Origin of the sequence: Bowmanella denitrificans (genome assembly GCF_002887595.1) — a bacterium.
In the GTDB taxonomy this organism is placed as follows: domain Bacteria; phylum Pseudomonadota; class Gammaproteobacteria; order Enterobacterales; family Alteromonadaceae; genus Bowmanella; species Bowmanella denitrificans.
The window spans coordinates 138,271-158,173 of record NZ_PEBU01000002.1 but is presented as its reverse complement, the minus strand read 5'-3'; the positions used below and the strand labels follow the sequence as shown (position 1 = coordinate 158,173).

18 protein-coding genes are annotated in these 19,903 nt (G+C 50.4%); 7 read left to right on the top strand and 11 right to left on the bottom strand.

What is annotated here, in order from left to right:
* The first annotated feature begins 15 nt into the window (after positions 1-15).
* The 3 genes from CSR04_RS04240 to CSR04_RS04230 all read left to right on the top strand — a co-directional run bounded on the left by CSR04_RS04240 (position 16) and on the right by CSR04_RS04230 (position 2,393).
* Complete coding sequence (locus tag CSR04_RS04240) at positions 16-1,878, top strand: M61 family metallopeptidase (protein WP_245921352.1); 1,863 nt, start codon at positions 16-18, stop codon at positions 1,876-1,878.
* Between the two features lie 87 nt (positions 1,879-1,965).
* Positions 1,966-2,184: a hypothetical protein gene (locus tag CSR04_RS04235; protein WP_102795015.1), complete on the top strand. Its 219-nt coding sequence runs from the start codon at positions 1,966-1,968 to the stop codon at positions 2,182-2,184.
* Between the two features lie 14 nt (positions 2,185-2,198).
* A complete protein-coding gene (locus CSR04_RS04230) occupies positions 2,199-2,393 on the top strand; it encodes a YwbE family protein (RefSeq protein ID WP_102795014.1) in 195 nt (64 codons plus the stop codon).
* A gap of 46 nt (positions 2,394-2,439) precedes the next feature.
* On the opposite strand, the gene CSR04_RS04225 is transcribed toward CSR04_RS04230, so the two are convergent.
* From CSR04_RS04225 to yejK, 3 genes are all read right to left on the bottom strand, one after another.
* Positions 2,440-3,234 carry a M23 family metallopeptidase gene (locus tag CSR04_RS04225; RefSeq protein WP_102795013.1) on the bottom strand — a complete coding sequence of 265 codons (795 nt, stop codon included), beginning with the start codon at positions 3,232-3,234 and terminating at the stop codon, positions 2,440-2,442.
* Complete coding sequence (locus CSR04_RS04220) at positions 3,227-4,108, bottom strand: 6-carboxytetrahydropterin synthase (protein WP_102795012.1); 882 nt, start codon at positions 4,106-4,108, stop codon at positions 3,227-3,229. The genes CSR04_RS04225 and CSR04_RS04220 overlap by 8 nt, the downstream gene beginning before the upstream one ends.
* Positions 4,109-4,196: 88 nt before the next feature.
* On the bottom strand, positions 4,197-5,213 hold the full coding sequence (yejK, locus tag CSR04_RS04215; protein WP_102795011.1) for a nucleoid-associated protein YejK: 1,017 nt from the start codon (positions 5,211-5,213) through the stop codon (positions 4,197-4,199).
* A 106-nt stretch (positions 5,214-5,319) separates the two neighbouring features.
* Here yejK and CSR04_RS04210 point away from each other — a divergent pair, with 106 nt between their 5' ends.
* Together CSR04_RS04210 and CSR04_RS04205 are read left to right on the top strand one after the other, a co-directional pair.
* Entirely contained in the window at positions 5,320-5,556 is a 237-nt protein-coding gene (locus CSR04_RS04210) for a YejL family protein (protein WP_102795010.1), read from the top strand.
* A 10-nt stretch (positions 5,557-5,566) separates the two neighbouring features.
* The gene (locus CSR04_RS04205; RefSeq protein ID WP_102795009.1) at positions 5,567-7,099 is read left to right on the top strand and encodes a DUF3413 domain-containing protein; all 1,533 of its coding nucleotides are present in this window, start codon (positions 5,567-5,569) and stop codon (positions 7,097-7,099) included.
* A 72-nt stretch (positions 7,100-7,171) separates the two neighbouring features.
* Here the strand turns inward: CSR04_RS04205 and gmhB are convergent, their stop codons facing one another.
* The 6 genes from gmhB to CSR04_RS04175 form a co-directional block, all read right to left on the bottom strand.
* On the bottom strand, positions 7,172-7,696 hold the full coding sequence (gene gmhB, locus CSR04_RS04200) for a D-glycero-beta-D-manno-heptose 1,7-bisphosphate 7-phosphatase (protein ID WP_102795008.1): 525 nt from the start codon (positions 7,694-7,696) through the stop codon (positions 7,172-7,174).
* 932 nt (positions 7,697-8,628) lie between these two features.
* Positions 8,629-9,390: an SDR family oxidoreductase gene (locus tag CSR04_RS04195; RefSeq protein ID WP_102795007.1), complete on the bottom strand. Its 762-nt coding sequence runs from the start codon at positions 9,388-9,390 to the stop codon at positions 8,629-8,631.
* A gap of 8 nt (positions 9,391-9,398) precedes the next feature.
* Positions 9,399-10,289, bottom strand: a complete 891-nt coding sequence (gene mmsB / locus CSR04_RS04190) for a 3-hydroxyisobutyrate dehydrogenase (protein WP_102795006.1) — start codon at positions 10,287-10,289, stop codon at positions 9,399-9,401.
* 9 nt (positions 10,290-10,298) lie between these two features.
* Positions 10,299-11,438, bottom strand: a complete 1,140-nt coding sequence (locus CSR04_RS04185) for an enoyl-CoA hydratase/isomerase family protein (RefSeq protein ID WP_102795005.1) — start codon at positions 11,436-11,438, stop codon at positions 10,299-10,301.
* A gap of 9 nt (positions 11,439-11,447) precedes the next feature.
* Entirely contained in the window at positions 11,448-12,605 is a 1,158-nt protein-coding gene (locus CSR04_RS04180) for an acyl-CoA dehydrogenase family protein (protein WP_102795004.1), read from the bottom strand.
* Between the two features lie 150 nt (positions 12,606-12,755).
* Positions 12,756-14,246, bottom strand: a complete 1,491-nt coding sequence (locus CSR04_RS04175; RefSeq protein WP_102795003.1) for a CoA-acylating methylmalonate-semialdehyde dehydrogenase — start codon at positions 14,244-14,246, stop codon at positions 12,756-12,758.
* A 286-nt stretch (positions 14,247-14,532) separates the two neighbouring features.
* On the opposite strand from CSR04_RS04175, the gene CSR04_RS04170 reads away from it, so the two are divergent.
* On the top strand, positions 14,533-16,188 hold the full coding sequence (locus CSR04_RS04170) for a response regulator (RefSeq protein ID WP_102795002.1): 1,656 nt from the start codon (positions 14,533-14,535) through the stop codon (positions 16,186-16,188).
* A gap of 41 nt (positions 16,189-16,229) precedes the next feature.
* Here CSR04_RS04170 and CSR04_RS04165 read toward each other — a convergent pair whose 3' ends face one another.
* Both CSR04_RS04165 and CSR04_RS04160 read right to left on the bottom strand, forming a co-directional pair.
* Positions 16,230-17,156: an electron transfer flavoprotein subunit alpha/FixB family protein gene (locus CSR04_RS04165; RefSeq protein ID WP_102795001.1), complete on the bottom strand. Its 927-nt coding sequence runs from the start codon at positions 17,154-17,156 to the stop codon at positions 16,230-16,232.
* Positions 17,156-17,905: an electron transfer flavoprotein subunit beta/FixA family protein gene (locus tag CSR04_RS04160; protein WP_102795000.1), complete on the bottom strand. Its 750-nt coding sequence runs from the start codon at positions 17,903-17,905 to the stop codon at positions 17,156-17,158. The genes CSR04_RS04165 and CSR04_RS04160 overlap by 1 nt, the downstream gene beginning before the upstream one ends.
* A 261-nt stretch (positions 17,906-18,166) precedes the next feature.
* Between CSR04_RS04160 and CSR04_RS04155 the strand changes: the two genes are divergently transcribed.
* A complete protein-coding gene (locus tag CSR04_RS04155; protein ID WP_216362515.1) occupies positions 18,167-19,792 on the top strand; it encodes an electron transfer flavoprotein-ubiquinone oxidoreductase in 1,626 nt (541 codons plus the stop codon).
* Positions 19,793-19,903: the final 111 nt, after the last annotated feature.

Sequence of the window (19,903 nt, the reverse complement as noted above, 5' to 3'; positions counted from 1 at the left end):
GCACAATGTAGCCGCATGTTGAAGCAAACACAACGCTTCATCGGCAACAACATTGTCACAAAAGAATCGATTCAGGGTTTAAACATGCATATTGATTACCGGGTTGATCTGACCCAACGCAAGCGCCACCTGTTCACTATTGAGCTGCGTATCCCGGCTCACCAGCCTGAGCAGCTTCAACTCAGTTTACCGGCCTGGATCCCTGGCTCTTACATGATTCGTGATTTTGCCAGGCATATCGTCAAAATAGAGGCGAAATGCACCGCCAAGCAGACGCCTCTGCCACTGGTCAAAATAGATAAGCAAAACTGGTTGCTAACCACTCATGGTCAGGCTTGTACCTTGTGCTATGAGGTTTACGCTTTTGACAGCTCGGTGCGCACCGCTTACCTGGATGATGAGCGGGCCTTTTTTAATGGCACCAGTGTGTTTCTGAAAATTGAAAGCATGGCCCATTTGCCTCATCAGTTGGAACTGTTGGCCCCGCCAGAAAAACATCAGTGGCGCGTGGCAACCGGCCTTACCCGCCAGCAGAATACAGAGAAATATGCTTTTGGCCATTACCTGGCGACAGATTATGCAGAGCTTATCGACTGCCCGGTGGAAATCGGCTGCTTCGACGCATTCGAGTTTGATGTATTGGGTATTCCCCATCATTTGATCCTGACCGGCAAACATTATGCGGATAAGCACCGGCTCTGTGCAGATTTAGCCAAGCTCTGCGAACACCATATCCGCTTGTTTGAACCCCAATCCCGGCAAGCTCCCTTCAACGAGTATTGGTTTTTGACTAATATCCTGCCTGACGGTTTTGGCGGACTGGAACATAAAAATTCCACCGCGTTATTGTGCTCAAACTTTGACTTTCCCAATCCAAACCGCCCCGAGCACATGTCAGACGGCTATAAAACCTTCCTGTCTCTGGCATCCCATGAATATTTCCACGCCTGGAATGTCTGTCGCATTAAGCCGCAGGAGCTGCATAATCCGGACCTTGGCCGGGAAAACCATACCAGCCAGTTATGGGCCTTTGAGGGGATTACCTCCTATTACGATGATTTCAGCCTGTACCGCTGCAACCTGATCAGCTTTCAGGACTACCTGGCACTGCTGGCTAAAACCTATACCAGGGTATTGCGCGGTCAGGGCGAATTAAAACAGTCGGTGGCTGACTCCAGTTTTGACAGCTGGACCCGTTTCTACCAGCAAGGTGAAGACGCGCCGAACAATATTGTCAGTTATTACACTAAAGGCAGCCTGGTCGCCCTTTGGATGGACCTCAGCATCCGGTTAGGGAGCCATGGCAAACACAGTCTGGACGATCTGATGCGAGCGCTCTGGCAACAATTCGGTCAAAGTGGCCAGGGCACCAGCGAAGCCGATTTTATTCGTTTGTTAAGCCAATTCAGCGGCCAGGATCAGGAACTGGCCTTTAAGGCATTGTTGCATAACGCCGAGCGCATCCCCTTAGCCACATTGCTAAACCAAGTTGGCATTGAACTGACATTGCAGGCACCACAGCTTAGCGATCTATTGAAGGCAGAAGAAAACTCGCATAATCCCTGGCTGGGTTTTCAATACCGCTCTCATGCACTGGGCGTGGAAATTCAGACGGTGATGCAGGATTCACCTGCGGAACAAGCGGGCCTATGCCCCAAGGATATCCTTATCGCACTGGACAAGCAGAAGCTGGACAACACTAACCTGGCGAATATTTTGCAAAATCAACCGGCTGGCCAACAGGTCGAAATTCATCTGTTTCGGAACCAACAACTGTTAAACTTGCAGGTCGTGCCAGCGCCAGCCCCCAAATATGTGGTAAAGCTGACGGAAACAGATGCCCAGCGCAGTATGCTGTGGCAAAACATTATTGGCTGATAATCACCGCACCAAAAGTAAGCCTTTTGGTGTTAAACCTGTCGCTGGTGTTTGGCCAGCGACAGCCGTTAACCATGAACAGATGCAATGCAAGTACAGTTAGCTTATCAATTTGATACCGAACAGGATGCCTATCGCTTCCTGAATGCCCTTAAACACTGGTCAGTGGCCGATGTTGAGGCTAAATTTCATCGTGGCCCCAGCAGTGTCAGGGTCAGTTACCGCTACCAGGAGCAGGGCTTTGATGCAACCAGCAGCGAGCTGGATGACCTGGCTGCCAGTCACGGTGGCCGAGAAACCAACTAACCAGGGAGCCGTCTGTGAGCGGGCACATCAGAAGTAATATCCGTAAGGGGCTGCAGGTCGCGGTCGTGCAAAAGCAAGATCAGCGTAGCGGCAAACTGACCGAGGGTGCGGTGCAGGCAATACTGACCAATTCGCCCAATCATCCCCATGGCATTAAAGTCCGGCTTGAATCCGGTGTGGTTGGAAGAGTACAGAAAATACTTTCTTAGTCATTGGTATTTTCTGCAGGATCACGACGCAAACAAGCAATGAAAGTTAGTGACGTTCAGGCACTAACAATTGAGGATCAATGCGCTCGCCAAACCAATTGATACGCCAGTCCAGATGCGGCCCTGTCACCCGGCCGGTGTTACCTATTTCGGCAATCTTCTGGCCTTGTTTAACCTCATCCCCAGCCTTAACCAGACTTTTGGATAAATGAATAAAGGTGGAGGACACGCCAAAACCATGATCCAGAATCAATGTGCCACCGGAATAATACATATCGGGTACAAATAAGGTCACCACAGCATCGGCGGGGGCCACCACCGCTGTGCCTATGGGGCCAGCGACATCCAGACCGAAATGTGGCCGTTTAGGGACCCCGTTAAACACCCGCTGGCTGCCGTATACACCGGAAACTCTGCCTTCGGCAGGCCAGATGAAGTCCTGCAGGAAATCCAGCCGGTCGCTGTTTATCGCACGGGCTTCGCCAATCTGGCGATTGTCTCTGGCGATACGTTCAGTAACCTCTTGGGGTGGTGAGACGTATTTTTGCGCCACCCCTTCAATACGCTGAATATCGTATTCTCTGGCGTTAAGGCTAATGGTCTGCTGCCTGCTACCCTGGCTATCGATGAGACTGAGCTGATGTTCAAGTGCCGCATCACGACCAAAACCTAAAACAAAATGGCCTTGCGCAGAGACCTTAATCGGCTTGTCATTTAAACGCACCTGGGTACCGGGCGCCACCTGGCCACGCAACAACGTGCCTTGTACCATTTGCCCTTCTAGCTCAACAGCCTGCGCCAGACCGGATATCAACAGCAGAGCAGACAGCATCCTAGGCATAGGCGATAGCTCCCTTGCCCACGCCTTCAAAGGCAAATACCTGAAACTCGGCATCAGGCTCCATGCGTTTATGCTCATCGGCCATAAACTGAGCCAGACACTCAACTGTGGAATCAGTATCTACCAGATCGGATTCTGATTTTGGAATAATCAGCTCAAATAAGCCCTGCGAGGACTCATAAGCAAACAGATGATGCTCAGAAAAGTCCAGTTCACCAGCATGTTCTGACAGATGCAACTGGCTTTGAGATACCAAATCCTCACGGGTGCCGATATATATATCCTGCCAGCGCTTTGCCCAATAACGCTCTGATTGGATATCCTGCTGGGTGTTTTTGACCACCTTGACCCTGGAGCGATGGCCATGGGCAATACGCTGGCAATTGCCATCGTGTTTTTTCAGACCATGGGTGTAGTGATAGTAGGGGCCGTCAATCACCTCTTCACGCAGCATCAGCGTCAGGCCCTGAACATTATCCGGTAACTCCGTGGCAATGATTTCCTTCAGATACTGACTGACCGACGCCATAGTCACTTCTTCGGAGTAGATAAAGGCATAGGCCTCAGGTGGACAATGCAAATGGATAGAACGACCATCCGGGCGCAAAAAGTCCAGGTTAACCTGGTCGGTCAGCGGGTCGTGTTTGACCCTGGCAAATTCATGCTCAGCGGGTACCAATAGCTTGTGATCCACATGTTCATCAATCAGTCGCTTCAACTGCTTTTTGACTTTGGAAAAGTCCAGCACCATGCTTTCTTCATTCAGACCACCGTCCAGAATTACATCAACAATCCAGCTTTCTCCTACCATGCCACGTCGTGGGCACAGGTAAGAAAAATCCATTACAGTCAGGTCATTTACGAATAGTTGCATCAGGAAGGACACTTTAAAAAATCAGTAAGTATTATAAGGCCCGAAATGGGCCAATGTAAAAGCACAGGCTTGCGTCTGTCGCCAGACCTTATTCCTTAGCCTGCTTTAACAACTGATCCTTAAGATTGGGGGGAATGCCCTTGATCACCAGGGTATCGGTATTGATATCGTAGCGAACCCGTTCCCCATATAAGCCGCGATCAAAACTAATAGTGACGCCGCCGCCTGCGCCGCTAAACTTACTAAGACCTTTAAGTGCGCCGCGATCAGCCTGAAAGACCTCTTCCAATGGACTCTCACTGATCTCGGTTTTAACAAAATCATAGAAAGTACCGCCTTCATCACCGGGCAAGCGGCCGGACAGCTCCTGGATATTGATATCTTCCCCCAAATCCAGTTTCTCTTTGTAATACTCTGCCACCGCCTGACGGCTTTGCTGCTTCTCTTGCGGGGCTAACTGCTCGGACGCCAGGTATTCATCCACTGACGCCACGAGCTGTTTGTTCTGTTGCTTGATATCCACTAATTCCTGGCAGCCGAGAAAACTCAGAAAGAAATCTGAGACTTTACGCCCGGCCCGACCTTTAATAAAACTTACGTAACGCTGCTTGTCAGCATTGACCCGCATTTCGGTCAGATCCACCCTGGCAGCCAGTTGCATACGAGCCAGGTCAAGGTGATCGCTATAGGCCAGTTCCAATTCATGATTGATTTCTACGTGCTCTTTAGTGTTCACCAGTGCCACCAGCAGATAATCGGTGGCAAGAAACTGATAGCGGCTGAAAATCACAAAACCGCTTTCTGGGGTGGCAAAGTCCAGCAGCGTCTTTTTCAGTAACTCGGCAATGCTCACACTGAATGCGTGAAAATCCAGCTGCTCGCCCTGTAGCTGGGCGAGCAACTGGGCAAAATCCGGATGCTCTTCATCACTCAATGCGCCTACCCCTTTACCAGGTTTGGCGTTATAGCTGTGGTGCAGTTGCTGGGCCAGCTCTTCTATTTGCGCACTGATGGAAAAACAGGCTGCCTTAGGCACCAAGACCAGCTCCTGCTCAGCATTGATTCTTAGTTGATGGACAATAAAATCTTGAATAACAGCACTCATGAATACAAACAGCCTTTAGCAAATAGTTATAAATTAAGCAGTTGTCGTAGCGATAGCGGCAACGGATTGGTAAACTTGGGCACAGACAATTTCAAAGAATGACAGCATGCCGCAAAAGTCCAAATATTCAGATGCACAATTCGACCAACTCACCCAGGATTTGATTGCCGTACTGGAAAAACACCAGGCCGGTCGCGATCTTTCGTTAATGGCATTAGGCAATCTGGTGACGAATGTATTCAATCACCAGGTTGCGCCACAAAATCGCCAGGCCATGGCTGAACAATTCAGCCAGATTCTGCTCAAAAGCATCGACACGAATCAAGCCGCGCACAAGGAATAAAGCAGCACATATGATACTTGGTGATACCCCCAGAAGGCAACGCGTGACCAAACTGGTCAGTTGGGGCCATTGGTTTGCGCTTAGCAATATCTTGATAGCCATTGTGATTGCGTCAATTTACGTATTCAACTCGCCCATGCCGGAAACCGGCTTAGGCGTGGTTTACCTGCTGAGTAACTGGTTCAGCCATATCGCATTTCTGACCTTTATGGGGTTTATCCTGTTTGTCTTGCCCTTGTGCTACCTGCTGCCCAATGTCAGGGCCGTTAAGGGCATCAGTTCCGTGTTTGCCGCGGTGGGGCTGGCATTACTTGCCTTTGATGCATTGCTTTACAACAAACATGGCCTGCATCTGAGCCTGGGCTCAGCCGATGTGATTCGCTCGGAAACCCGCAATGCCATGATGAACTTTAGTTGGCAGCAGTGGAGCTATCTGGGCTTGTTGTTTGTTGTGTGGCTGTCTTTTCAGTTAATGATGGCAAATGCCTTGTGGAAGCGCATTGAACGCTTTCAGAAGAAGCGCATTGGCTTACCTATTTTGAGCTTTTTTGTGTTGTGTTTTGTCAGCAGTCACGGCAGCCATATCTGGGCCGATGCCAACTTGTATCAGCCCATTATTAAGCAGGACGACATGTTCCCCTTGTCGTATCCGGCCACCGCCAAAACCCTGATGTCCAAGTATGGATTGCTGGATATTCAAAGTTACCAACGTCGCAAAGAACTGCAACTGGACAGCCAGTTTAATGCCGTTACCTATCCGGCTGCGCCTGTATACTGTGGTATTCGTGACCAGGCCAGCCTAGTACTGTTGGTGGCAACTGAGCCCGTGCAACTGGGGCATTTGGGTTCAGCCCTGGCCCTTAAGCATCACCCACAACATTTTGATGTGGCCGCCGAACAATCCGCGGCCAGATTCTCGGTACTCTATGGTCTGCCGTCCCTGTATCAGTCCGCCTTGCAGGGCCAGCGGCCGGTTCCGCTGGATTTAACCCATAAACTGGGTTTACCTACCCTGATTTATTCAACACAACGTTTGCCCTCGGGAGTGCAAAGTCTGAGTAGAGACTGGCCAGAGTTTTTCAATCAGGTTAGTCAGCCTGGTCCCAAGCTGGCAATAGGCTTTGTCAATGCTGAGCAACTGAACACCTTAATGAGCGGCGATTTGCACCAGCACAGTCAACTGCTGCTAACGCAAATGCGCCCCAATCAACAAGTTGGCTTGTTTAGCAGCATGGCGTTAAACGGCACAGTATCCAGTCATGAAGATTTATTACCCACCTTGATGGGACTGTTGGGTTGTAATGCGCCAAGCCTGAATTACAGTACCGGCCAATCCCTGACCAATGTGCAGCGCAACTGGCTGATCAGTAACAATAACGGCAAACTGGTGCTGCTGGATGACAACCAGCGGGTAGAAGTCGATCCGCAGGGCAACTACAAAATCTATGATTTGCAAAGCGGTGAACAAAGTCCCAACAGTTTGAATATGAGCCGGCTCAGCCAGGCGATTAAACATCTGAGCCGCTTTGCTGAACATCGATAACCCGCAACAAAATAAAGCCGACAATTTGTCGGTTTTGTTTAGAAGCTGTTTAGGGTTCAAGCCTAGGTTTTGCTAGGGAATGTTAGTCAGCTTGTGAATTACTACACTGCCTTGGGGTGCTCCTTCAGTAACCGTGTGTGCAAAGAAATATCGCTTTTTGACCCCGGCCCGCTCGGCCGCCTGCATGTCTGAGACTTTATCCCCCACCATCACCGATTGGCTAAGATCAATATTCAAGTCTTTGGCGGCCTGGAGCAACATACCGGGCTCGGGTTTGCGGCAGTCGCAAGCCAGTTTGTATTGGCCCTGAGCACTTTCACTGTGATGGGGGCAGTAATACACACCAGCCAGCGGGGCCTGCTGTTCAATAAAGCGCTGCTTCATCCATTCCGTTAGCTGGGCAAAATCTGCTTCACTATAATAGCCCCGGCCGATACCAGACTGATTGGTCACCACCACCAGCAGGTAACCCGCCTGGTGAAAGCGCCGGCATAGCGCGAATATCCCTTCAACAAACTGAAAGTCTTGTGGCTTATACACATAACCATGATCGAGATTAATCACCCCGTCCCGGTCCAGAAACAGTGCCTTATGCATAGAACGACTCAATAACTGCGCGAGGGGAAAGAGGATAACAGAATTAGCGTTTTCATTGCGCTTTCTTGCAGCTCACCCAGATTGGTTAACAAACTTGGTCTCTTATGCCCATACATATCTTTTGCACAACGACCAACTTGCCCAACTTATAATCCGACAAAACTTGGGCGACTTATTAATAATTCTGCAACATAAGTAAAGTAAAACACTAGTGTTGTCAGGGATTGATACTCGTCAAGTGAATAAATCTAAGTATGGATTCAATAGTTTATCTCTAATACTGAATCTGACTTATGCAGGATATAAACAAACATCCAGTGGTGTTGCCTGCATAAGACCTGAAGGTTCAGACAATACCTCACCAACACCAGTTCCATTGACTCTATTGATGCTTAGCGTCGCTGCGGAAACACCTGCAATAAAATGCCTTCATAATTCTAGAGTTTTATATTGGAGCTTCAGTTTAAAAAATGAAATTCAACTACAAGACTTTTTTTACATACTTAGCACTATGCGAACTAACATATTATTGCGTCACAACATATATTTTAGGCTGGCAGTTTGACTTTAAAAATATGTCTATTTACGTATTACTCGCTTGGTGCTTATACATTTCATTTGAAGACAAATAAAAGTGAAATAGCACTCATAAGAACCGAAAAAACCAGGCTTTATTTAGACAGATCCGGCGTTCAAACTGCTGCTCTAGCCTGTATACAGTCCTGGGACAACCAAGTCGAGAGACTATGGAATGCATTGCATGACAACGTTGAATCACCAATGCCGATGGATTGAGCGACTTACTAGAGCATGTGAGACAATTTGTGATGGCTGCCAGCCCATTTCCCGGTAACAACCATGGACTGGCAGAAGTGGACGCATAATTAGCGTCAGTTATTTAGCCATTTTCTATCGTGTTCGACTAAACCAATTTACACCCGAGTGCCACCATCCAGCTCCAGCACCCGTCCGGTAAAGTAGTCATTTTCAAAGATAAAGCCTGCGGCATGGGCCACTTCCTGCGGATCGGCCAAACGGCGCAACGGCACGGTGCTAAGAAAACGTTCACGCATTTCCGGGCGCATTTGTGCCGCCATGGCAGTTTCCACCAAGCCAGGGGCAATACAGCCGGTACGAATACCAAATCGTGCCAGCTCTTTTGCCCAGGTTACCGTCATGGCCGCTACCCCGGCTTTAGACGCCGAATAGTTACTCTGACCAGCATTGCCAGCTCGGGATACTGAGGAAATATTAATAATCACACCCTGGCTGTTGGTGTTAATCATCTGTGCTGCGGCTTCACGACCACATAAGAAGGTGCCGGTCAGATTAACGTCAAGCACCGACTGAAACTGACTCAATGACATTTTGTCCACCAGCTGCCCGTCTTTTACCTTCAGCAACATGCCATCACGCATAATACCGGCGCTGTTTATCAGACCATTCAGACGGCCAAACTGCGCAGCAATGTCGGCGAAGGTCTGCTCTACCTGCTGTTCATCGGTCACATTGAGCACAAAGCCTTTGGCGTTAAAGCCCGCCTGAGTCAATTTGTCCACGGCCTGATTGACCGCATCGGCCTGCATATCCAATAATGCGATTTTAGCGCCCCTGGCCGCCAGAAACTCTGCCATAGCCAGACCCAGTCCTTGTGCAGCACCGGTGATGGCAATAACTTGATCTTGCAACTGCATACATTCACTCACTTATCTTGTTGGCCAAACATGGCAAAAATACTGGAAAAATCTTTTGTGCCGTTGCCATGCAAACTGTGCATGGCATACAGGCTTTGCGCCAGCGCGCCCATGGGCGTAGTGGAATGGCTTTGCAGGGCAGTATCCATGGCCAGGCCAAGATCCTTACGCATTAAATCCACCATAAAGCCACCCTGGTAGCCATTGCTGCTTGGCACATTGTCCATCACACCGGGACAGGGATTGTATTTTTGCAGCGTCCAGTTACAGCCCGAACTTTGCAGCATGATATCCGATAGCACACTGGCATCCAGGCCATTGTCGAGCCCCAGCTTAAGGGCCTCACTGGTTCCCACCATCAATACCGACAACAGCATGTTGTTGCAAATTTTGGCAATCTGCCCGGCGCCATGTTCACCGGCATGAAAGATATTTTTACCCATGGCTTCAAGCACGGGTTTGGCCTTGGCAAATTGGGCCGGGCTGCCCCCCACAATAAAGGTCAGCGTGCCGGCTTGTGCACCGGCCACCCCACCGGACACCGGCGCATCGACAAATTCAATCCCTTTGTCTGCCAATCCGGTGGCCACTGCCCTGGCACTTTGTGCATCAATGGTGGACGAATCAATAACCAGTGCACCGAACTTCAGATGTTCAACCAGGCCATCCTCGCCAAGATACAGATGACGCACATGCTTACCTGCCGGTAACATGGACACCACAACATCGGCGCCACTGGCCGCTTCCACTGCTGAGCCTGCCGCTTCGGCACCTTTTTCGGTCAGGGCTTTAACATGCTCCGGCATCAGGTCAAACACCCGCACACCAAAGCCAGCCTTAATCAGATTGGCGGCCATTGGGCCACCCATATTTCCCAGTCCGATAAATGCAATACGCATAGTCGCTCCTTATTCCTTACCCAGTTCAACAAGCGGATGTTCTGTGGCGCTCCACAGCGGCGAGAAAAAATGTTCAATCAGAGCCTGTGGCACATCACTCACACTTTCATAACGCCATTTTGGCTGATTGTCCTTATCAATCAAAAGGGCCCGGACCCCTTCCTGAAACTCACCCAATTCGCCGCAGCGACAGGACATATTCAGCTCCATTCGAAAGCAATCTTCCAGACTCAACTTACGGCCACGAGCAAGCTGCTGCCAGACCAGATGGGCGCTGATGGCAGAGCCGCCATTAAGCGTCTGTACGGCGCGGGCCAGCCAGTTATCCTGCATCGGCTCCAGGGCCTGAATTGCGCTAACCACTTGCGGCAAACTGGCGTGACTTGTCACGTCCGCAATAAGATTTTGGTGCTCTTTGATATTGCCTTTAGGCAACTTGCTCTGGCTATCACGCTGAAACTGGGCACACAAGCTGGTGAGTTTCTCGTGATTAAGAGTCTGGGTGCCGCCCCATTTCAGGGCCAGCATTTGTGCAACAAAATCGTCTTTAAGTTCATGGCTGATAAAATGGTCGGCCAGCTTTACGTAAAGGGCATCGGTTGCATTAATGCTGGCTCCTGTCAGTCCCAGAAACAGGCCACAGCCCTGCGGCATACGATTTAAGAACCAACTGCCGCCCACATCGGGATACAGGCCAATACTGATTTCCGGCATGGCGATACGCGAACTTTCCGTCACAATACGGTGGCTGGCACCGCTCATCAGCCCCAGGCCGCCCCCCATCACAATGCCGTTACCCCACACCAACAGCGGCTTGTTGAAGGTATGCAGCAGATAATCCAGACGATATTCCTCGGCGAAAAACGCTTTTAACAGCTCGGGGACTTTACCAGGCTTCTCAGCCATGGCGTTATGCATGGCCACCACGTCACCACCAGCACAAAAGGCCTTATCACCGCTACCATCGAGGATCACCGCCACCACCTCATCGTCCTGCTGCCAGGCCAGCATTTGTGGCATTAACAAACGAATCATCGACAGATTCAGGGCGTTCAGGGCCTTGGGCTTATTCAGAGTGACATGACCGATTTTCTTTCCGTTGGCGGTAGTCAGTTCACTGGCCAGCACCAAGGCATTTTGCTCTTGCATAGTCATCTCCTACAGGATCTCTGTGGCACCTTCCGCCAGTAACCGCCTGGCGACAATCAAGCGCATAATCTCATTGGTGCCTTCTAAAATCTGATGCACCCGAACATCGCGAACATGCCGCTCCAATGGATATTCACGAATATAGCCATAGCCGCCGTGAATCTGCAGGGCGTCGTCACACACTTTAAAGCCTACATCGGTGGCAAAACGTTTCGCCATGGCGCAGTAAGCGGTTTTTTCCGGGTCGTTATTGTCCAGCTTAAATGCCGCCAGACGCACCATTTGCCTGGCTGCCACCAGTTCGGTGTTCATATCGGCCAGCTTAAACTGCAGGGCCTGAAAAGCCGCCAGCGGTTTACCGAACTGCTGGCGCTCAAGCATATAATCACGGGCCGTATTCAGGGCCTGCTGAGCGGTACCAATAGAACAGGTGGCGATATTAATGCGGCCGCCATCCAGGCCTTGCATGGCAAATTTAAAGCCTTCGCCCTCAGCGCCCAACAGATTGTCCAGCGGCACTTTGACATTTTCAAAAGTCACCAACCGGGTTGGCTGCGCATTCCAGCCCATTTTTTCTTCGGCCTTGCCATAGATAATGCCTTCGGCATCTGCCGGGATCACCAGCGCCGATATGCCCTTAGGTCCTTGTTCGCCGGTACGCACCATTACCACCAGTACGTCTGTTTCACCGGCGCCTGAGATAAACATCTTCGAGCCGTTCACCACATAATGATCGCCGTCTTGTTTGGCACTGGTACGCAGTGATGCCGCATCCGAGCCCGAGCCCGGCTCGGTCAGACAATAAGACGCCAGTTTCTGGCCCGTCACCAGCTGTTCACACCACTGGGACTTAATCGTTTCGGTGCCCCACTTAGCAATCATCCAACCGGCCATATTGTGAATAGTCATCATCGCCGTTGTGGCGGTGCAGCCCATGGCTAGCTGTTCAAAAATGATGGAAGAATCCAGTCGACTTAACCCAAGACCACCGGCGTCCTCTGGGGTGTATAAACCACAAAAACCCAGCTCTCCGGCCTTTTGGATCACCGCTTTAGGGAAAAAGTGCTCTTTGTCCCAGGTCGCGGCGTTAGGCGCCAGCTCCTGCTCGGCAAACTGACGGGCGGTTTCAGCAAATGCGGATTGATCATCGGTAAGATTAAAATTCACCTTGGTGACCTCTGATGTTCATGTTTGATGATGGACGCTGTCCGTCCAACGAAATTTAGTTAAACAAGCACTGAGACACATCAAACGACCGCGTCGCTAATCCATTGGATTAACGACGCGCTGCACACAGTGCCAAAGTGGTTTAGGTTATCAACGCAAACTGATGGTCATATTCGGACCATGGGGAATGTCGTCCTCAAACCAGCGACTGGTGACGGTTTTGGTTTCGGTATAGAAACGCACCGCCTGTTTACCGTAGGCATGCAAGTCGCCATAGAAGGAGTTTTTCCAGCCGGTAAAAGAGAAAAATGGCAGTGGCACAGGAATTGGCACATTGATACCTACCTGCCCTACTTCAATTTCATGCTGATATTTACGCGCCGCCGCACCTGAGGCCGTGAAAATGCTGGTGCCATTACCAAAGGGATTGCGGTTCACCAGCGCAATGGCATCTTCCAGCTCGTCGGCTTCCATACAGCACAGCACAGGACCAAAGATTTCTTCTTTGTAAATGGTCATCTCTTCTGTGACATTGGTAAATACCGTCGGTCCCACCCAGTTACCTTCTTCATGACCGGCCAGGCTAAAGTCGCTGCCGTCCACCAGACAGGTCGCGCCCTCGGCTTTGCCCTGTTCAATCAGCGACAGCACACGTTGTTTGGCTCTGGGGCTGATTAGCGGCCCGTAACCGGCTTCTTTGTCATTCCACAGGCCAGGTTTAACCTTACCAATCATCTCGGCCAGCTCTGGGATCCACTCTTTGGCTTTACCCACAAATACTGCCACAGAAATAGCCATACAGCGTTGTCCGGCCGCGCCTACAGAAGCGCCTACCAAATTGTTCAGCACCTGGGCTTTATTGGCATCCGGCATAATTACCGAATGATTCTTGGCACCTGCGAAACACTGAGCCCGTTTCATATGGTCTGTGGCTGTTTTATAAATATGCTGACCAACAGGCACAGAACCGACAAAAGACACGGCTTTAATGTCCGGGTGGGTCAGCAATTGATCCACTTCCCTGGCACCGCCATGCACAATGTTTAATAGCCCTTTGGGCGCACCGGCTTCAATAAACAGCTCTGCCAGTCGGGTCGGCGTCATTGGGTCCTGTTCAGACGGTTTTAACACAAAGGTATTACCTGCAGCGATGGCCAGCGGGAACATCCATAGAGGGATCATGGCCGGGAAATTAAAAGGGGTAATACCGGCGCACACACCAAGGGGTTGAATATAGCTATAGGTGTCGATACCACGGGCCACATTTTCCACGGTTTCGCCCATCAGCAGGGCGGGAATATTCATGGCCTGTTCCACCACTTCAATACCGCGCCAGACATCGCCCTTAGCATCATCAAAGGTTTTACCCGTTTCCTGGCTGAGGATTTCGGCAATCTCATCATGGTGCTGTTTCAGTAGTGCCTGATAACGCATCATCAGACGGGCCCGCTCGGGTACCGCGACGTTGCGCCAGGTTGTAAATGCCTCCTTGGCAGAGGCGATGGCTTGCTGCACTTCCTGCTCGGTGGCACAAGGTACCTGGGCAATAACACTGTTGTTGGCCGGATTGGTCACATCGATAAGCTGTGACGACTGGGAAGCAACAAACTCACCATTGATTAGCAAGGGTATCTGTTTCATATGACATCCATCTGTTGCGGGCTGTTCACCACTGGAACAGCTTGTTAATGAAGTGTGAGCTACCTTAGCAGAGTTTTTACCTTGACGTTAACGTAAACTTGTAAAAATTTATCCTCCGCCATGACAACTTCTCTGTACAAGGTTAGCCAGATTGTCATGTGCCGCCAGCAAAGCCTGACAATTCCTGTCTTTTATTGCCTACTATTTGATATACATGGATTTTCTATCGATTTAAACGATGCCTTTGCTATGCTGATTGCAGTGCATCGACTTTTTTGGAGCCCGTTTGGCCAATCCACTTATCAATATCGCCATTGTTGAGGACAACGGCGTTGCCCGCCTTAACCTACGTAATCACCTGATGGAAATGGGTTATGCCGATATTGGTTGTTACAGCCACGGACGTGAACTTAAACCTGTGCTAAAGCAGCGGCACTTCGACCTGATCCTGATGGACTTTCATCTGGGCTTGCATAAAAACGGGGTGGAAGTGGTCAACGAACTGCAAAAAGAGGGGCTGATTAAACCCTCAACCAGCCTGGTCTTTGTCACCTCAGATCGCATGCCGATGATTATCGGTCAGATTGTCGATGTGCACCCCGACGCTTTGGTATTAAAGCCTTATACCATTCGCAATCTGGAAAAAACCCTGACCGCCTGTATTGCCTTTAACCGCTATTTGTCGCCGGTATCAAAGCTGATGGACAATGACGAATTTGATGCGGCCCTCAACACGCTGGATGAGCTGTTGCAGGGCAACCAAATGCCCCGGGCGAAAACCAATATGATTAAGCTCAGAGCCAGATTGCTGACTAAACTGGGCCGCCACACAGAAGCAGGAGAAATTTACACCCAGATATTGCAGGCCTCAGACAAAATCATCTGGGCCAAATGGGGCCTGATCCAAAGTACCTACCTGGCAGGTGACACGGAAAAGAGTGAAACCATGCTGGAAGCCCTGTTGGATACGCATCTGACCAATGACAAAGCCTGTGAATGGTTAAGCCGGATTAACATTGAAAAACAAGATTACCCCAAAGCCCAGCAATATATGGAGCGTATAAAAGACGGGGAACTGTCTTTGTCGGCCGCCCGGCTCAAGGCCTATCTGTTCCAGGTGCAGGATCGCATGGACGATGCCATTGCACTGTTGGAGAAAAAGCGTGAGTCCAATCGCAATATTCGTGAACGATTTAACGAACTGTCCCTGGATCTGGCCCGCTGCTACCTCACCCAGGCAGAGGGTAAACCGGCGCCTGAGCGAGCCAAACACCTGCAGGTGGCGCGCTTTCTGATCGGCAGCGCCAGTCGCAATATTCACGGTCAGGACATAGATATTAAACGCAACTATATGACGGCACTGGCCAATGTGCTGGAAGGCGACTTAAGCAAGGCCCAGGAACTGCTGGCGTTACAAGGCATGCTGGAAGCCGGCGACATGGATATTCCCACCCTGTCCGATGCCGTGCATGCCTGGCATGGTGTCGGGGATTTGGCTAAAGCCTCAGAGCTTCTGGATGAACTGGAGCGCAAATTGGGCAAGCTGCCGGATGAAAATGAGAAAACCCTTGGCAGTCTGATGCTGGTTAAAAATCAGGAAACGCTGGGGGATAAAAAAGAACGCGCTCTGGCGTTCAATAAACAAGGTCTGGAATTCTATCAAAAACAACTATTTGCTGATGCCATTGACGACTTCTACCAGGCATACTTACTGTTTCCCGAAGAAGCCGCTTTTAGCATTAACCTGCTGCAATGCATGGTGGAAGCTGGCACCAGAGAGCACAAGCGTGCATCCAGTGAAGTGTTGCACAATGAATTATCCAGCCAGTCGCTATCTAAAGCCAATGCACAACGTCTGCACGACATCAGCGATAAGATGGCCAAACGCCACTGGCTGAAAGCCCTACCACCTGATCCACCAGCGACACCGTCCGAATCTTGATAACGTAAAAAATAAGCCGCATTCGCGGCTTATTTAATTGCTCAGAGGCTGGCTTCCAGTTCCGGCAGGACCTGAAACAAATCCCCTACCAGGCCGTAATCGGCAATCTGGAAGATGGGCGCCTCCTCATCTTTATTGATCGCCACAATCACCTTGGAGTCCTTCATGCCTGCCAGGTGTTGAATAGCACCGGAAATGCCCACCGCAATATACAGCTCTGGGGCAACAATTTTACCGGTTTGCCCGACCTGCATATCATTCGGTACAAAGCCGGCATCCACCGCTGCACGGGATGCGCCAATTGCCGCACCCAGTTTGTCGGCTATACCTTCCAGCAACTTAAAATTATCGCCGTTTTGCATACCGCGACCACCGGAAATCACCACCCGTGCTGCGGTTAGCTCAGGACGCTCTGACTCTGTCAGTTCTGCGCTGACAAACTGACTCAGACTATTTTCTTTAACCAGGCTAATGGCTTCGACAGCGGCACTACCGCTTTCCTGCACCGCATCAAAGGCACTGGTGCGCACTGTTATCACTTTGATGGTGTCTTCACTTTGCACTGTGGCAATGGCGTTGCCAGCATAAATGGGGCGGACAAAGGTATCCGTGCCTTCCACTTTAATAATGTCGGAAATCTGTGACACATCTAGTAGCGCTGCCACGCGGGGCATAAAGTTCTTACCTGTGGTGGTGGCGGCGGCCAGAATATGGCTGTAGTTCCTGCCCAGCTCACTAACAAGCATGCCAATATTTTCAGCCAGTTGATGTTCATACGCCGCGTCATCGGCCACTAATACCTTGGTCACCCCGGCGAGCCTGGCGGCTTGCTCAGCGACGGCCTGACATTGGTGTCCCGCCACTAACAAATGCAGTTCGCTACCCAGTTTATTGGCCGCGTCCACCAACTTAAGATTTTCGGCTTTCAGGTGGGAATTATCGTGTTCTACATAAACCAGAATAGCCATCAGATCACCTTTGCTTCGTTTTTCAGTTTTGCTACCAATTCAGCCACATCGGCCACCTTTACACCACCCTGACGCTGGGCTGGTGCCTGCACTTTCAGCACTTTCACCTTGGACGCTAAATTCAATCCAAAGTCAGCAGCAGCTTTAACATCCAGCGGCTTGCGTTTGGCTTTCATAATATTAGGCAGCGAAGCATAGCGAGGTTCGTTAAGACGCAGGTCGGTGGTGACCACCGCTGGCAATGCCAGCGCAACCGTTTGCAAACCACCGTCTACTTCACGGGTCACCTTGACTTTGTCGCCGTCAATTTCCACCTTAGAGGCAAAAGTGCCCTGCCCCATACCACACAACGCCGCCAGCATCTGACCGGTCTGATTGTTGTCTGAATCAATACTCTGCTTGCCCAGAATAACCAGCTGTGGCTGCTCTTCGTCCACCACCTTTTGCAAAAGCTTGGCGATCTGCAATGATTCCAGCGCCAAATCGGTTTCAATATGGATGCCACGGTCGGCCCCCAACGCCAAAGCAGTGCGAATCTGTTCCTGACAGGCCTTGTCACCGATGGACACCACGACCACTTCCTGCGCCACGCCTTGTTCTTTCAAACGCACCGCCTCTTCCACGGCGATTTCGCAGAACGGGTTAATGGCCATTTTGGTGTTGGCGAGATCCACGCCTGACTGATCAGATTTAACCCGCACCTTGACGTTGTAGTCGATGGCGCGCTTAACTGGCACTAATATCTTCATTATTGACACCTTTTTTAGGGTACAGGGCAACGCAGCCCGAGTAGGAGCATTCCATTCATGGGCAAAAATGTACTTCCTGTTGACGTAAACGTCAACCAACACTACCCTTTGCCGCGGGCAGATAAATTTACAACATATTAATGCCGGGCTGATACTTTATTAACCTAGAACAGCTATAGCTTACAGCTTTAGCTAAGTGCTCAAAGCAAGCATAGACCAGTAACCAGAAAGATTGAGGAGTCTGCAGTGGAAAGAGAATCGATGGAATTTGACGTCGTGATTGTTGGGGCCGGACCAGCCGGACTTTCCACCGCCTGCCGTCTTGCCCAGCTTGGCCGCGAGCATAATCAGGAATTAATGATATGCGTGGTGGAAAAAGGCTCTGAAGTAGGTGCACATATTCTTTCCGGTGCCGTATTTGAACCACGGGCACTGAATGAGCTTTTCCCGGACTGGCAGGAAAACGGCGCTCCGCTGTCCACCAAAGTAACAGAAGATCATATCTACTTACTGCAGAACGAAGCAGATGGACGCAAATTGCCCAGTTTTATGACGCCCAAAACCATGCATAACGATGGTAACTACATTGTTAGCATGGGCAACCTGTGTCGCTGGCTGGCTCAGCAGGCAGAAGCGCTGGGGGTGGAGATATTCCCAGGTTTTGCTGCCGCCAGTTTGATTATTGAAGACGACGTGGTGAAAGGCGTTGTCACCGGCGACATGGGCCTGGACGCCAAAGGCGAAGAAAAAGACGGCTTCATGCCGGGCATGGAATTACGGGCAAAATATACGGTATTCGCCGAAGGTTGCCGCGGCCATTTAGGCAAAGAGCTGATCGCCAGATATGCGTTGGACAAAGACCGCTCGCCACAGCATTACGCTATTGGCTTTAAGGAAATCTGGGATGTGCCCGCGGATAAGCACCAGCCGGGCCTGGTTGTGCACAGTGGTGGCTGGCCGCTGGATGAGGCCAGCGGCGGCGGCTATTTATATCATGCCGAAAACGGACAAGTGCTGGTGGGCCTGATTGTTGATCTGAATTACAGCAATCCCTATTTAAGCCCCTTCGACGAATTCCAGCGTTTAAAACACCACCCGGTGTATAAACAATATTTGCAGGGAGGCAAACGCGTTGCCTATGGCGCCAGGGCCATTACCAAAGGCGGGTTGAACAGCCTGCCCAAAATGAGTTTCCCGGGTGGCTTGCTGGTAGGCTGTGAAGCCGGCACCCTGAACTTTGCTAAAATCAAAGGCAACCATACAGCCATGAAGTCCGGCATGCTGGCCGCAGAAACCCTGTTTGATGCAGTTAAGACCGGCAGCGTTGGTGCAGACCTTACTGCTTTTGAGGACAAAATTAAGGCCTCCTGGCTATATGATGAACTGTATCGTTCGCGTAATTTTGGCCCGGCCATGCACAAGTTCGGCACCTTCTGGGGCGGCGCGTTTAACACTATTGAGCAGAATTGGTTTGGCGGTAAGTTGCCAGTGACCCTGCGCGACGACACTCAGGATTATGCACAACTGCAGGACAAGGATAAGAGCCAAAAACTCAGCTATGCCAAACCCGATGGCATATTAAGTTTCGATAAGTTGTCTTCGGTGTTTTTGTCCAATACCAACCACGAAGAAGATCAACCCTGCCATTTGCAACTGAAAGACACCAGTATTCCGATAAATATAAACCTGGCCCGTTACGATGAACCCGCTCAGCGCTATTGCCCGGCCGGGGTTTATGAAATTGTCGAAGAAAGTGATGGCCCCAGGCTGCAGATCAATGCACAGAATTGCGTGCATTGTAAAACCTGCGATATCAAAGATCCCAGCCAAAATATTCGTTGGGTGGTTCCTGAAGGCACTGGTGGTCCCAATTACCCGAATATGTAACTTATAAAGGCCCGGTCAGGGCCTTTTGTTTATTTGTCTTTACGCTTAAAAAGCCACCATTTGTCACGCTTGTTAACAAGTAAGTTATTGCAAAAGGTTTCAAGACTTTAC

Excerpts from the sequence above, each read along its gene's own strand:
- CSR04_RS04240 (WP_245921352.1), top strand. The coding sequence starts at position 16 with ATGTTGAAGCAAACACAACGCTTCATCGGCAACAACATTGTCACAAAA.
- CSR04_RS04235 (WP_102795015.1), top strand. The coding sequence starts at position 1,966 with ATGCAAGTACAGTTAGCTTATCAATTTGATACCGAACAGGATGCCTAT.
- CSR04_RS04225 (WP_102795013.1), bottom strand. The coding sequence starts at position 3,234 with ATGCCTAGGATGCTGTCTGCTCTGCTGTTGATATCCGGTCTGGCGCAG.
- CSR04_RS04220 (WP_102795012.1), bottom strand. The coding sequence starts at position 4,108 with ATGCAACTATTCGTAAATGACCTGACTGTAATGGATTTTTCTTACCTG.
- yejK (WP_102795011.1), bottom strand. The coding sequence starts at position 5,213 with ATGAGTGCTGTTATTCAAGATTTTATTGTCCATCAACTAAGAATCAAT.
- CSR04_RS04210 (WP_102795010.1), top strand. The coding sequence starts at position 5,320 with ATGCCGCAAAAGTCCAAATATTCAGATGCACAATTCGACCAACTCACC.
- CSR04_RS04205 (WP_102795009.1), top strand. The coding sequence starts at position 5,567 with ATGATACTTGGTGATACCCCCAGAAGGCAACGCGTGACCAAACTGGTC.
- gmhB (WP_102795008.1), bottom strand. The coding sequence starts at position 7,696 with ATGCATAAGGCACTGTTTCTGGACCGGGACGGGGTGATTAATCTCGAT.
- CSR04_RS04195 (WP_102795007.1), bottom strand. The coding sequence starts at position 9,390 with ATGCAGTTGCAAGATCAAGTTATTGCCATCACCGGTGCTGCACAAGGA.
- mmsB (WP_102795006.1), bottom strand. The coding sequence starts at position 10,289 with ATGCGTATTGCATTTATCGGACTGGGAAATATGGGTGGCCCAATGGCC.
- CSR04_RS04185 (WP_102795005.1), bottom strand. The coding sequence starts at position 11,438 with ATGCAAGAGCAAAATGCCTTGGTGCTGGCCAGTGAACTGACTACCGCC.
- CSR04_RS04175 (WP_102795003.1), bottom strand. The coding sequence starts at position 14,246 with ATGAAACAGATACCCTTGCTAATCAATGGTGAGTTTGTTGCTTCCCAG.
- CSR04_RS04165 (WP_102795001.1), bottom strand. The coding sequence starts at position 17,156 with ATGGCTATTCTGGTTTATGTAGAACACGATAATTCCCACCTGAAAGCC.
- CSR04_RS04160 (WP_102795000.1), bottom strand. The coding sequence starts at position 17,905 with ATGAAGATATTAGTGCCAGTTAAGCGCGCCATCGACTACAACGTCAAG.
- CSR04_RS04155 (WP_216362515.1), top strand. The coding sequence starts at position 18,167 with ATGGAATTTGACGTCGTGATTGTTGGGGCCGGACCAGCCGGACTTTCC.